The sequence below is a fragment of the Pseudochrobactrum sp. Wa41.01b-1 genome (assembly GCF_019464455.1).
GTDB classification, from domain to species: domain Bacteria; phylum Pseudomonadota; class Alphaproteobacteria; order Rhizobiales; family Rhizobiaceae; genus Pseudochrobactrum; species Pseudochrobactrum saccharolyticum.
Genome location: NZ_CP080493.1, coordinates 292,840 through 306,018 on the forward strand (window position 1 = coordinate 292,840; position 13,179 = coordinate 306,018).

At 49.5% G+C, this 13,179-nt stretch carries 8 protein-coding genes and 2 tRNA genes; 5 read left to right on the forward strand and 5 right to left on the reverse strand.

Features of this window, described 5'->3' with window-relative positions:
- The first annotated feature begins 226 nt into the window (after positions 1-226).
- Positions 227-2,650 (forward strand): endopeptidase La, encoded by a 2,424-nt coding sequence (gene lon, locus K1X45_RS01365; protein WP_213597704.1) that lies wholly within the window; start codon positions 227-229, stop codon positions 2,648-2,650.
- Positions 2,651-2,703: 53 nt separating this feature from the next.
- Here the strand turns inward: lon and K1X45_RS01370 are convergent, their stop codons facing one another.
- From K1X45_RS01370 to K1X45_RS01380, 3 genes are all read right to left on the reverse strand, one after another.
- Positions 2,704-3,270, reverse strand: coding sequence for a hypothetical protein (locus K1X45_RS01370; protein WP_220159573.1), 567 nt, complete (start codon positions 3,268-3,270; stop codon positions 2,704-2,706).
- Between the two features lie 117 nt (positions 3,271-3,387).
- On the reverse strand, positions 3,388-4,617 hold the full coding sequence (locus K1X45_RS01375; RefSeq protein WP_220159574.1) for a metallochaperone AztD: 1,230 nt from the start codon (positions 4,615-4,617) through the stop codon (positions 3,388-3,390).
- Between the two features lie 209 nt (positions 4,618-4,826).
- Positions 4,827-6,344 carry a VOC family protein gene (locus K1X45_RS01380; protein WP_116088038.1) on the reverse strand — a complete coding sequence of 506 codons (1,518 nt, stop codon included), beginning with the start codon at positions 6,342-6,344 and terminating at the stop codon, positions 4,827-4,829.
- A 466-nt stretch (positions 6,345-6,810) separates the two neighbouring features.
- Here K1X45_RS01380 and K1X45_RS01385 point away from each other — a divergent pair, with 466 nt between their 5' ends.
- Positions 6,811-7,614, forward strand: a complete 804-nt coding sequence (locus K1X45_RS01385) for a hypothetical protein (protein ID WP_220159575.1) — start codon at positions 6,811-6,813, stop codon at positions 7,612-7,614.
- 150 nt (positions 7,615-7,764) lie between these two features.
- Positions 7,765-9,873, forward strand: coding sequence for an autotransporter outer membrane beta-barrel domain-containing protein (locus tag K1X45_RS01390; protein ID WP_220159576.1), 2,109 nt, complete (start codon positions 7,765-7,767; stop codon positions 9,871-9,873).
- Between the two features lie 124 nt (positions 9,874-9,997).
- Here K1X45_RS01390 and K1X45_RS01395 read toward each other — a convergent pair.
- Positions 9,998-10,073: transfer RNA gene (locus tag K1X45_RS01395), tRNA-Lys, on the reverse strand.
- A 215-nt stretch (positions 10,074-10,288) separates the two neighbouring features.
- Positions 10,289-10,364: transfer RNA gene (locus tag K1X45_RS01400), tRNA-Lys, on the reverse strand.
- A 471-nt stretch (positions 10,365-10,835) separates the two neighbouring features.
- On the opposite strand from K1X45_RS01400, the gene K1X45_RS01405 reads away from it, so the two are divergent.
- Complete coding sequence (locus K1X45_RS01405; RefSeq protein ID WP_022712343.1) at positions 10,836-11,582, forward strand: cytochrome c biogenesis CcdA family protein; 747 nt, start codon at positions 10,836-10,838, stop codon at positions 11,580-11,582.
- Between the two features lie 206 nt (positions 11,583-11,788).
- Positions 11,789-13,150, forward strand: coding sequence for a bifunctional UDP-N-acetylglucosamine diphosphorylase/glucosamine-1-phosphate N-acetyltransferase GlmU (glmU, locus tag K1X45_RS01410; RefSeq protein ID WP_220159577.1), 1,362 nt, complete (start codon positions 11,789-11,791; stop codon positions 13,148-13,150).
- Positions 13,151-13,179: the final 29 nt, after the last annotated feature.

Here is a 13,179-nt window from a genome sequence, read left to right on the forward strand (position 1 = left end):
TAGGCGTTTCTTTAACCGCGAAACCGCTTTAAAAGATGAGCATGAAAATTGCATTTTGATCCGGTGGTCATAAATGCGCTGATTTATTCTGCTGTATGAAGCATAAACAGTGCTTGAAATAGCGGCAACGGGTGGCCAATTATACAGTCGATGCACACAGTGATTTGCTGATGAAACGGGGATCATTGTGTGGCGATCGGGTGGTTAACCCGGGAAAGGACCTAAAATGACGGATACAGAGTTGAAGACATCGGTGGGTGGTCAGGACGGGCTCTATGCCGTATTGCCATTGCGCGATATTGTTGTCTTCCCGCATATGATTGTGCCGCTTTTTGTCGGCCGCGAAAGATCAATCCGTGCGCTTGAAGAAGTGATGGGCGTTGATAAGCAGATCCTGCTTGCCACGCAGAAAAATGCTGCCGACGATGAGCCGGCCAATGACGCGATTTATGAAATCGGTACAGTTGCCAATGTGCTGCAGCTGCTGAAACTGCCGGACGGCACTGTAAAAGTGCTGGTCGAAGGTATTGCACGCGCCAAGATTTCCAAATTCAGCGACCGTGAAGATTATCACGAAGCCTATGCTGACATTCTCGAACTGCCGGAAGAAGAGCCGGTGGAAATCGAAGCGCTGTCCCGCTCGGTGATGAGCGACTTTGAAAATTACGTAAAGCTGAACAAGAAGATTTCGCCTGAAGTTGTTGGTGCGACCAGTCAGATCGACGACCATTCGAAACTGGCCGATACGGTAGCCTCGCATCTGGCGATCAAGATTGCTGAAAAGCAGGAAATGCTTTCGATCCTGTCGGTTCGTGAGCGTCTTGAAAAAGCTCTGGAATATATGGAATCCGAAATCTCGGTTCTTCAGGTTGAAAAGCGCATCCGCTCGCGTGTTAAGCGCCAGATGGAAAAGACCCAGCGCGAATATTATCTGAACGAACAGATGAAGGCGATCCAGAAGGAACTGGGCGACGGTGAAGACGGTAAGGATGAACTGGCCGAGCTGGAAGAACGCATTGCCAAGACCAAGCTGAGCAAGGAAGCTGCGGAAAAAGCGCAGGCTGAAATGAAGAAGCTGCGGTCGATGAGCCCGATGTCGGCGGAAGCCACAGTGGTGCGCAACTATCTCGACTGGCTGCTGTCCCTGCCGTGGAACAAGAAGTCCAAGGTCAAAACCGATCTGGCTTTTGCCGAGGAAGTTCTGGATACAGAACATTTCGGTCTGGATAAGGTCAAGGAGCGCATTGTCGAGTATCTCGCGGTACAGTCACGCGCTGCCAAGATCAAAGGCCCGATCATCTGTCTCGTAGGCCCTCCGGGGGTTGGTAAGACCTCGCTGGCGCGCTCGATTGCCAAGGCAACCGGTCGTGAATATGTGCGTATGTCGCTTGGCGGCGTGCGTGATGAGGCTGAAATCCGCGGTCACCGCAGAACCTATATCGGCTCCATGCCGGGCAAGGTTGTGCAGTCGATGAAGAAAGCCAAGAAGTCCAACCCGCTGTTCCTTCTCGATGAGATTGACAAGATGGGGCAGGATTTCCGTGGCGATCCGTCATCGGCAATGCTGGAAGTGCTGGATCCGGAACAGAATGCAACCTTCATGGATCATTATCTGGAGGTCGAATATGACCTGTCCAACGTAATGTTCGTGACGACTGCAAACTCGCTGAATATTCCGGGCCCTCTGCTTGATCGTATGGAGATCATCCGCATTGCCGGTTACACCGAGGATGAAAAACTTGAAATTGCCAAGCGGCATTTGCTGCCAAAGGCAATCAAGGAACATGCTTTGCAACCGAATGAATTCTCGGTTGATGAAGCAGCCATTCTTGCTGTGATCCAGCACTATACCCGCGAAGCCGGCGTGCGTAGTCTTGAGCGTGAAATGATGAAACTGGCGCGTAAAGCTGTCACGGAAATCGCACGTAAGAAGACCAAGTCGGTTCATGTGACTAAGGATAATATTTCTGATTATCTCGGCGTCATGAAGTTCCGTTACGGACAGATCGACGGCGAAGATCAGGTTGGTGTTGTAACTGGTCTGGCATGGACGGAAGTGGGCGGCGAATTGCTGACCATTGAAGGCGTGATGATGCCGGGTAAAGGTCGTATGACTGTGACTGGTAACCTGCGTGATGTGATGAAGGAATCCATTTCGGCTGCGGCATCCTATGTCCGCTCCCGTGCGGTGGATTTCGGCATCGAGCCTCCGCTGTTCGACAAGCGCGACATCCACGTGCACGTACCGGAAGGTGCGACACCGAAGGATGGACCGTCTGCCGGTACAGCAATGGTAACCGCAATTGTTTCTGTGCTGACCGGTATTCCGGTACGCAAGGACGTTGCTATGACCGGTGAGGTTACATTGCGCGGTCGTGTTCTGCCGATCGGTGGCCTGAAGGAAAAACTGCTCGCAGCTCTGCGCGGCGGTATCAAGAAGGTGCTAATTCCGGAAGAAAACGCCAAGGATCTGGCTGAAATTCCGGACAATGTGAAAAACGCATTGGAAATCATTCCGGTTTCTTATGTCGGTGAGGTGCTTGAACATGCACTGATCCGCAAGCCGGAGCCGATCGAATGGGTTGAACCGGAAACACCGGCAATCGCCAAAGCCGGTGAAGATGATGCAGTTGTGGGCATGGCTCACTAATCATCTGATCTGAGATATTAAAAAGCCCCGCAAGTCTGACTTGCGGGGCTTTTTTAATTTGGATAGATCGGCAAAGTTACATTCCAGCGATCTTGCGGGACAGGGCGTCCGGTATCAGCGCAACTGACACTGATGCGTTTTGCCTGATCCGCATCATCGCGCCATGTTGTATCCAGTGGCAGCAGACATTCAGGTACAGCCACCTTGGCATTAACAACAGGAAATGCCCAATTGCTGTTCTGTTCTATGTTTTGATGATTGATAAAACGCGCGGCAACGGCGGCAATCTCATCAGGATCTTGCATGGTTGTATTTACCTGCCTTTGGTGCTCAGCAAAAATCGCATGACACATACGCAGATTATCGAGGCCGAAACGCTGACGGCAATAGATGCGAATGTCATCAATACGAGCCAGCGACAGCTTTTCAAAAGCCTCAACATCACATTCCCCGCAAACAATCGGATTAACAAAGAAAAGTTGCAGAGAGGGTTGTTGCTTGACGAAAAACGTATAATCCGTGTCATGCTCGCGATATTTCACCTCAATGCCGGTGAACAGAGCCGCTGCCAGTAACAGTGGCGTCAGGCCGAGGGCGGCGAACAATGCGTTTTTTCTCATGAGAGAGTACCATTCTTGAAACAGATATCTCTGCCTTAAGCAGCTGGGATATGAATGGCAAATATAAAAAAGACCAGTATCAAACTGGTCTTTTCTTCTTGGGAGGCTTGATACTTTTTAATGCTCTGCGCCTGAGCCGCCGACAGCAACAATGCTGAATGGCTGATCGGCCACAGGAATGGTGCGGTCTTCTTTAAAGCTTTCAATATTAATCAGGCGTACCAGACTGTGGCGCGGATCGGTAATCGCAATATGGTCACCCGCAACGGCCAGACGCGGGCGCGGATCACGCCAGTGGCCGTCTTTGCTGTAAGGCTCGGTCACTTTCGCAGAACGGGTGATTGTGCCATCCAGAATATTGATGAGATGCAGCTGGCCGTCTTCTGTCAGTACATAGGCGTTTTTCAGACGGGCAGGGTCGAGCGCAAAATCCACACGACGGGTCGGCAGATCAACCAAGCGATAAGGCGTGTCGCTTTCCGGATCGATCAGAGCAATCTTATCCTCACCATAATTGCCGAGGAAGAACTGCATCGCCTTGCTGCCGATGAGCGTGCTGACTTTGCCCTTTGGCAGATCGGCACCATAGGTCAGCATTTTCAGCTCGGCTTTTTTGTCTTTGGACGGGCTGGCAATCAGCACGCCTTCCTCACAACCAAACGCAGCGAGACTGGCGGAGAAGGCTTCGCCATGCAAGGCTGTGCAGGTTGCAACATTGCCGGTTTGCGTACCGTCAGATTCAAGAACACGCAGGCCGAGGCGTGGCGGCAGGGCATCGGGCTTGGTTTCTGCTTCCAGATTTGGCACGGAAGCCAGATATTGATTGCCGAAAGGCACAATCACACCATGATGCGGCGCAGTGGCATCAATGATTTTTGCCTGCGTCTTGCCTTTCAGAATATCCTGCTCAGACAGTTCATGGCCTTTGCCTTCGCGGTCGAAGAACAGCACAACACTGTCATCATGCATCACCGCATGAACCGGACGTTTGCCTTCAAATTTCTCATCCAGCAAAGCTGTGTCTGAAATTTCTAGATCACGATGGTCGCCATGATCGGAAAGGCTGATGCCGGTTTTAATGACATTCACCTGATCGGCATCGGATTGCACGGCGAATACAGTTTCACCGGATGCACTCGCCGTCAGACCGGCATAGCCTTTAATATCAAATTTTCCGAGTTCTTTGCCGCTCTCCAGATCAATCGCCCGAACCACCGGTTTGGTATGATCGGCAATAAATAAACGCCAGACTTGTTTGTGTTCCTCATCTGCACCGGCATGACCGGCAATCAGTAGGGAACCTATTATGCCGAGCGCGGTTGCGCATTTTAGCTGTTTTAGCATCATAAACCTCAAGTCGAAATGTAATAACATTACGATTGATAGATGCGTTTATCTGACATGTCTATGCCGCAAAAGAAATTATTGTAATTTTATAACATAAATAGAGCGGTTTGATTGAAACTGAATCGTCAGAACCGCTCTATCTTTTTTATCCTCACATTGTCCGACACAAACCGCTTCGCACTTTGCTGGAAATGCTTTTATGGCTGCGTTTATAAATGCAGCCATTCCTTTGCACGGGTAATATCGTCCTGCGAGAGCTGATGACCTGCATTGAGTGTCTCTGCCGTTAAACTCGCGCCGTTCTTGCTGAGCCATGTATTCAGCGCTTCAGCATATTTGCCGTAAGGATCAGATTTGCCGGCCAGAGTCAGTACCTCTGTGCCGGACAGGTCAGCCTGCGGTACATCTTCCAGCACATGCATCGGGCGGCACAGAATAGCGCGGCGGATCAGTTTCGGGAAAAGCGCCATCACTGCAGCAGCAAAATTTGCACCATTGGAATAGCCGAGCACGGTGATATCTTCAGCTTTCAGGCCATAGGAGGCAATTGCCCCTTCAAAAAAGGCGTTAAATGCCTCAGCCTCCGAGCGGATATCCGCCTGATCGAACTGCGTGGCGCCAAAGCGGCGGAACCAGCGGGCAGTTCCTTCCTCATGGCTGCGTCCGCGCGCGCCGAGCAGGGTAGCGCGCGGGTTGATGCGATGCGCCATCGGCATCAGATCAGCTTCATTGCCGCCGGTACCGTGCAATAGCAGAATAACACTGCCATCGGGATTTTCCGGTGTGTAGAAGCGATGCACAAAGGGCAGGTCACGCATAGCAATTCTTTCCTCTCCGGGCATAGAAAATTGCGGCATTATCACTTTCAGATCCTGCGCGCGCTCCTGATTATGCGGTGGTACAAACAGTGTTTCGCCCAGATGCTCCGGTGTTTCATCAATGGTAAAACCCGGTCCGTCGGTTGCCAGCTCAATCAGCGTTCCGCCCGGTTCACGCACATAAAGAGAGGTGAAATATTTGCGGTCATGGAAATTGGTGATCGACGAATTGAGGCGTGACAATTCTGCTTCAGCCGCTTTGACTGCATCAACATCTTTGGCGCGGAATGCCACATGGTCGGCAATGCCGGTTCCGGGAATGCCCGGCACGAAGCCGCTGACATTGCGAACATCTACGAAATCCGTGTCGGAAACCATGCGCAACACAGTTTCTTCCCGTTGACCTTCGCTATAACCGAAGCGCTTGATGAACGCGGCGGTTTCTTCCTGAGTTTCAGTGAAAAGGGTAACGCTGTGCAGACGGGTGGGGGCAGAATTCCACGGATGCGCAGCCGGCATGTCATGACCGACCAGTTTAACGGTAACGCCATCCGGATCTTTGAGGCGTAATACCGGTTCACCGAATTCACGCTTTGGGCCTTCAACGCGAATCTGCCGGGACAGAGCGCGTGTCAGCCAGTCACCGATTGATTCCGGCGGGACAGCGAGTGCAATTTCCGCTACCTGACCATGGCCAACACGGCCGCGCGCGCCTTCTTCCCAGACAAGAAATGTAATCAATGAACCCGGTGAGCCAAGCGCATCGCCGTAAAACAGGTGGAGCTGCTCGCCGTCCTCAAAGCCGCCGGTTTGCTTGACCAGACGCAACCCCAGAAAACCTGCATAAAAATCAATATTGGCCTGCACATTGCGGGTGATGAGGGTCACATGATGGATACCGGAGGTCATATTGGCCTTTCTGAGACTGATAAAGCAGAGAATGAAATCAATCTCTGCCGAACTGTTCTGTGTTTTGCATCATATTATCGCAGATTTGTATTTTTGTAATATGGGCAGGGTGAACACTGTATCAACACCGTTCAATTCCCGAAAAGTTGATTTATCTCAGATGGCATAAAAAGACCCCGCATTGCAGAGCAATACGGGGCAGATATCGAGTAGGTATCATGAGGAGATCAACTTGTGAAAATATCATCTGTTGACAGTCCAACTATACGCATGAGTGCATATTAAAATAGTCCAATATAAGACTGGCAAATTGTTGTTATTTTAGCATTCTGATTTTTATGAAATCATCGTAAGTGTGTGAAAAATACAACTTATGATATTGTTTGAGCGCGTACTGCACGTTACGTACTTTACTTTTTATGTTCTGATATAAGTATATTCGCACATGATAAATGTGGAGATGCTTATGAAAGAGCTCTTATTAGCAAGTACAGTACTTAGCGGTGCATTTATTTTCAGTTCCGCTGCGAATGCTGCACCATGCGTAGCCAATGTGAACGGCACCATTGATGCCCGTAATATTGGTAATGCGGCAAACAGACCTGGATGTACAATTTCAACACTTCCACCAGTCATCGGGAATACCAGTATTTGGAATCTGGGTATTGTCGTCGACCAATATGGCGTTGCTGCTGGTGGTAACCGGACATTAACAGTCGATAATGATCTGACAACAATTCTGAAAGGCAGTGCAGGTATTGCTGTAGGGGATGGCTCTGCTGCAGCTCAGGCCATATTTGATGCGCGTGGCAAAACTATCAATCTGACGATTGAAAATCTAGATGCCAACGCCCCAAAACCTATCGGTGATAATATTGCGAAATCTGGCGTCGGTGTGAGTGATGGCGGGCTATTAATGATCGGTACGCTCAACCTGACAATGCAGAACCTGCCAAACGGTGCTGATGGCTCGAGATTTGGTGTTGGGCAATTCTTTGAACATTATGGTGTAGTCGCTGGATCTTCTGTTAATGCGGCAGAAGACGCAACTTTCAATGGTAAAAGGTCGTCGGCAATTTTTGATAATCTGTCTATCAAAATGCAGTCGACAGCAAATTTGGGTGGATATCCGTTATTAAACGGGATTCGTGTCATACAGGGTGCGTATCAGCAAAGCGGGAACGGATCTGCCGGTTATGTGGAAGTGAAGGGCGATCTGGCAATCGATATTGATGCGGCATCAAATGATGCTATCGGTATTTATGTGTGAGGTTCAGAGCAAAACGGCAGGGTACCGGAAGTCAGGCTAAACAATAGCAATATTAAAATTAAGAGTACATCCGGTCGTGCCAATGCAATCCGTCTGGGTAAAACTGCTAATGTTGGCACAGGTGAAGGCCGCCTGACCTCACTTGGTCACATGGAAATTGATACAACGGCTGCCGCCAACAGTTCCGCCATCGCTGTTATCTGGCAAGGGGCTGTTTTGGACGCCAATACCGATACTTCAAGTACGACCATTAAAGCAGGCCGTGAAGCCATTAGTATCAGTGGTAATTTCAACCAATCCAATGCACAGACCGACACGATGTTTAATAATCTTGTTGCGTCTACAACTTCAACAACAGCAAACCTTGTTGAAGTTGCGAGCAATCAACAAAATTATTTGCTGACTGTGCGTGGCGCGGATAGTTTGCTGACCGCTGCCAGTGGCGGATATCTGCTTAATGTCGGCGGAACTGCTCTTGCCCCAAGTATGACCACATTCAATTTTTCAGAAGGTACAATGCTTGGCCTGACCAATAAGGCAGCTGTATCAACTTTGAATCTGAATCTCGATAAGAAGGCAAAATGGGTTTTGCAGGAGAAAACCGGTTCTGCGCCTTCAACGACGGCTGTATTCACCAAGCTAGATCTTAAAAATGCTTCCGAAGTTGTAGCTTACGGATCAGGCGGCGCTCTCGCTGCTTTTACATTGCAGGGAGACATCAACAGCATTGGCGGTATTCTCAACCTGTCGGATGGTAAAACCGGCGATCAGCTGATTTTGCAGGGGCAATATATGGGCTCACAGGGGGCTGTTGCCCATCTGGATACATTCCTTGGCGCCAGCGGCTCAGCTTCTGATATGATTGTGAATGATGGTGGTGCAATTTCCGGACAGACTTTGCTGCGTATTAAAAATACAGGGACTGATCCTGATGGGGCAGATACTGAGCCGGGGCATGGCATTAAACTTGTAAATTCCATGAATGGTGGCACAACAACAGCTGATGCTTTTATGCTTGATGCAAGTGCAGCCAATGCCTATCAGTTTAATGGCAAGACTGTTGTTGGTGCCGGTGCCTATGCCTATTCCTTATATAAAGGCCCAAATACCAAATCCTCCTCCGTAGCTGATGACTATTCAGACAGTGAGATTGCGGATGACTGGTATTTACGTTCTCAGCTCGACAAGAAAGATCCAGTCGATCCGGTAGATCCAGTCGATCCGCAGTTTACACAAGGCGTGCCTGTCTATGAGGCTTATCCGCAGGTTCTGTTGGCTTTGAACAGTCTGCCGACACTCCAGCAGCGCGTCGGTAATCGTTACTGGAGCAATGCCGGTAATATTATGATTGAGCAGGGCGCAGACGTGATCGGTACTCCGGCTGTTCCAGCGGCTGAAGCCGGAAGTTTTACCGAACGTAATGGCATTTGGGGACGCATTGAAGGTCAGCACCTGAAGTCCAAGCCGGCCGTCACCACATCAGGCACGCAATATGATGCTGACATCTTTAAAATGCAGGCCGGTCTTGATGGCGTTTTAACAGAGACTGACAATGGTCTGCTGATTGGCGGTATCACAGTTCATTATGGTCATGCATCGGCGGATACCCGTTCTGAACATGGTCTTGGTAAGATCTCGACAGACGGTTATGGTTTTGGCGGCACGCTGACCTGGTATGGAAATAACGGTTTCTATATCGATACACAGGCACAGGCAACTTGGTATGACAGTGATCTGAGCACGAGAGGCGGAAGTGCTGTCTCTCTTGTCGATGGTAATAACGGCTTTGGTTATGCTTTATCTGCCGAAACCGGTAAACGGATTACGCTGAATGACCGGTGGTCGGTTACACCGCAGGCGCAGCTCGTTTATTCCAATGTCGATTTTGATAATTTTACCGATCAATATAGTGGTGCTGTTTCCCTTCGCAAGGGCGACAGTCTTCAGGGACGTATCGGTATTTCCGCAGATTATCAGAACTCCTGGTACAATGATAAAGGCATGATAAACCGTTCTTATGTCTACGGTATTGCCAATCTGTATTACGAATTCCTCAATGGCTCAGCAGTTGACGTATCGTCTGTGCGTTTTGCCAGCCGTAATGACCGTTTCTGGGGCGGAATTGGACTGGGTGGCAGCTATAATTGGGATAATGATAAATATTCCATCTATGGCGAGGGATCGGTAAATACCAGTCTCAATAATTTCGGAGACAGCTACGCCTATAAAGGAACCATCGGACTTCACGTCAAATGGTAACAAGCTTGAAGATCTTTTAAAAACATTGAAAGCCCTGGAGACATCCGGGGCTTTTTTTATACAGCAAGCATTTGATAATGCGAGGCGATTAAAGAAAATATCTGTAAGCTATTTGAGAGGAAAGTGGTGAGCGCGCACGGGTTCGAACCGTGGACCTACTGATTAAAAGTCAGTTGCTCTACCGGCTGAGCTACGCGCTCTTGCAATTTCTGAGACAGCAAGTCTCTGTCAGGAGCATCTCGGTAATGCTCTGCAAGTGGGGCGATACATAAGGCGGTTTGGCGCCATCGTCAACACTAAAATCACTGTTTAAATTCAAAATCTTAAGTTTATACACAAGACAGGTACAAAGACAGATTTAAAGCGCAGACAAACAAGCTGCTCAAATTTAAGAGGATTTTATAAGGGGAGAAAGTGGTGAGCGCGCACGGGTTCGAACCGTGGACCTACTGATTAAAAGTCAGTTGCTCTACCGGCTGAGCTACGCGCTCTTGCAATTTCTGAGACTGGAAGTCTCTGTCAGGAGCATCTCGGTAATGCTCTGCAAGTGCGGCGATACATAGGTGCCGATATCGCTATCGTCAACACCAAAAATCATTGTTTTTGAAGTGAGAGCGGATTTTTTGAAGTTTTTCTCGGTTTTTCCCCATGTTGAGGTGCGGAAATCGCGCTTATATCATGCATATTTGATGATTTGTGTGTTCTGAATAAAAAATCAGAGAGGCGATTCACGCCTCCGAATGAGATTCTTCTAAAGAATGATTCCGGCAAGCCATTGTTTGCGTGACTGATTCCTGAAAATTTACCGATATTTGCACCTGCAGTTCCTATCCGGAACATTTCTGGCTATAAGACCCGCACGACTATAAGCAGCACCATGCCCGTGAGCTCGCACTGAATCAGCGAGGCAAGACTGGTGGTTGCTGAAAGTCACGGATTTCGTAATTTGACAGGGAAATAATATGGCAATCGACATTTCTTATCTGACAGCTGTTGGTGCCGGTGCCTTATCTTTTCTCTCTCCCTGTGTTCTGCCGCTCGTGCCGCCTTATCTCTGTTATATGGCCGGTGTGAGTGTGGATGATTTTCGCAATGGCGGAGAGGCCTCGCAGGCCACACGTAACCGTATCCGGTTGCTGGTGACGTCATTTGCATTCGTTCTCGGCTTTACCACCGTATTTGTGGCGCTTGGTGCCGGTGCATCGTCAATCGGTCACTTTCTGCGTCAATGGCAGCAGGAAATGGCGATTGCCGCCGGTCTTGTTATTATTGTGATGGGGTTGAATTTTCTCGGACTGATCCGCATTCCGTTGCTGTCACGGGAAGCCCGTTTTCAGGCAAATTCCGCACCGGCCACACCTTTGGGTGCCTATATTATGGGGCTGGCCTTTGCATTCGGCTGGACACCATGTATCGGACCGGTATTAGGGCCGATCCTGACACTTGCAGGTTCCAAAGCTTCTGTGCTGGATGGTGCATCGCTGCTGGCTGTTTATTCGCTGGGACTGGGCATTCCGTTTATGCTGGCGGCGCTGTTTTCCGGCCGTTTCATGCGGTTCCTGTCACGTTTCCGCGTGCATATGGGCAAGGTCGAAAAAGTAATGGGTATTTTGCTGGTGCTTGCCGGTATCCTGTTCCTCACCGGCGGTATGGAAGCTTTTGCTTTCTGGCTGCTTGAGACATTCCCTGTGCTGGGTAAGCTCGGCTAATCACGATACGTACCGGTTGTTTCTGAAAAGTGACCGGCTCAACCATAAATCCTGAACAGGAAACTGTTTAAAAACAGAATAATACCGCGATTCATGCAAAATCATCGGCACCTTGCTTGTTTTGTGTAAATGAATCTATACGTTTTGCCTTTAAAGTGGTTCTGATAATTCAGACCTCTTTGCCAGTTATGAAACACGGAATTAATATGGCTTCCAGATCCTGCCTGACTATCATCCTCGCTGCCGGTGAGGGTACCCGCATGAAGTCTTCCATGTCCAAAGTACTGCATGAGATTGCCGGCCTGCCGCTGGTGGGGCATGTGGTTAAGGCCGTGCAGGGGGCGGATGATCAGGCTGATCTGGCCGTTGTTGTCGGTCGCGGCGCGGCTGATGTGCAGAAGGCTGTTGGCAAAATCAGTGATACGGCACGTTTCTATGAACAGACCGAGCGTCTGGGGACTGCCCATGCAGTTCTGGCTGCGCGTGAAGCACTGGCCGAAAATTATGATGATGTGCTGGTCGTGTTTGGTGATACGCCGCTGATTGAAGAAACCTCTTTGCGCGCTGCACGTAACAAGCTGGCGGAAGGCGCAGATATTGTAGTGATGGGGTTCCGTCCGGAAAACCCGACAGGCTATGGCCGTCTGGTTGAAGAAGATGGCAAACTGATTGCAATCGTCGAAGAAAAAGACGCGACGGACGAGCAGCGCAAAATCACCTTCTGCAACGGCGGATTGATGGCGCTGAACGGCAAACATGCGTTGCAGCTAATCTCTGCCGTGAAGAACGATAATTCCAAAGGCGAATATTATCTCACCGATGTGGTGAAGCTGGCGCATGCACAGGGGCTGAATGTCATTGCCATTGATGTGCCGGTTGAGAATGTCATCGGCATTAATAATCGTGCTGAACTGGCCGAAGCTGAAGCTCTGTGGCAGGCACGTAAACGACGTGATGTCATGCTATCCGGCGTGACGCTGATTGCACCTGAAACGGTTTTCTTTGCGCATGATACGCTGATTGAGGCCGATGTGCTGATTGAGCCGAATGTGTTTTTTGGTCCAAAGGTGACCGTTGAGAGCGGTGCCGTTATCCATGCATTTTCCCATATTGAAGGTGCACATATCGGTGCCAATACCAGTGTGGGGCCGTTTGCACGCTTGCGTCCGGGCGCAAAGCTGGCCGAGAAAGCCAAGGTCGGCAATTTCTGCGAAGTGAAAAATGCGGATATCGGTGCCGGTGCCAAGGTCAATCATCTGTCCTATATCGGTGATGCAACTGTAGGTGCGGAAACCAATATCGGAGCGGGTGTCATCACCTGCAATTATGACGGCTATAACAAGTTTAAAACCACGATTGGCAGCAATGCTTTTGTCGGTTCTAACTCTGCTCTGGTTGCACCGCTGACAATTGGTAACGGTGTTTATGTGGCTTCCGGCAGTGTGATTACCGATGAAGTGCCTGAAAATGCATTGGCGCTCGGTCGCGCCCGTCAGGTTAATAAAGAAGGCCGTGCAGAGGTTTTGCGCGAAAAATATAAAGCCATTAAGGCAAATAAAAACAAATAATTATCATAAAATCATCATTTTTAAATTTA

Bases quoted from the DNA above. Each gene is read 5' to 3' on its own strand.
- lon (WP_213597704.1), top strand. From the start codon at position 227: ATGACGGATACAGAGTTGAAGACATCGGTGGGTGGTCAGGACGGGCTC.
- K1X45_RS01370 (WP_220159573.1), bottom strand. From the start codon at position 3,270: ATGAGAAAAAACGCATTGTTCGCCGCCCTCGGCCTGACGCCACTGTTA.
- K1X45_RS01375 (WP_220159574.1), bottom strand. From the start codon at position 4,617: ATGATGCTAAAACAGCTAAAATGCGCAACCGCGCTCGGCATAATAGGT.
- K1X45_RS01380 (WP_116088038.1), bottom strand. From the start codon at position 6,344: ATGACCTCCGGTATCCATCATGTGACCCTCATCACCCGCAATGTGCAG.
- K1X45_RS01385 (WP_220159575.1), top strand. From the start codon at position 6,811: ATGAAAGAGCTCTTATTAGCAAGTACAGTACTTAGCGGTGCATTTATT.
- K1X45_RS01390 (WP_220159576.1), top strand. From the start codon at position 7,765: ATGGAAATTGATACAACGGCTGCCGCCAACAGTTCCGCCATCGCTGTT.
- K1X45_RS01405 (WP_022712343.1), top strand. From the start codon at position 10,836: ATGGCAATCGACATTTCTTATCTGACAGCTGTTGGTGCCGGTGCCTTA.
- glmU (WP_220159577.1), top strand. From the start codon at position 11,789: ATGGCTTCCAGATCCTGCCTGACTATCATCCTCGCTGCCGGTGAGGGT.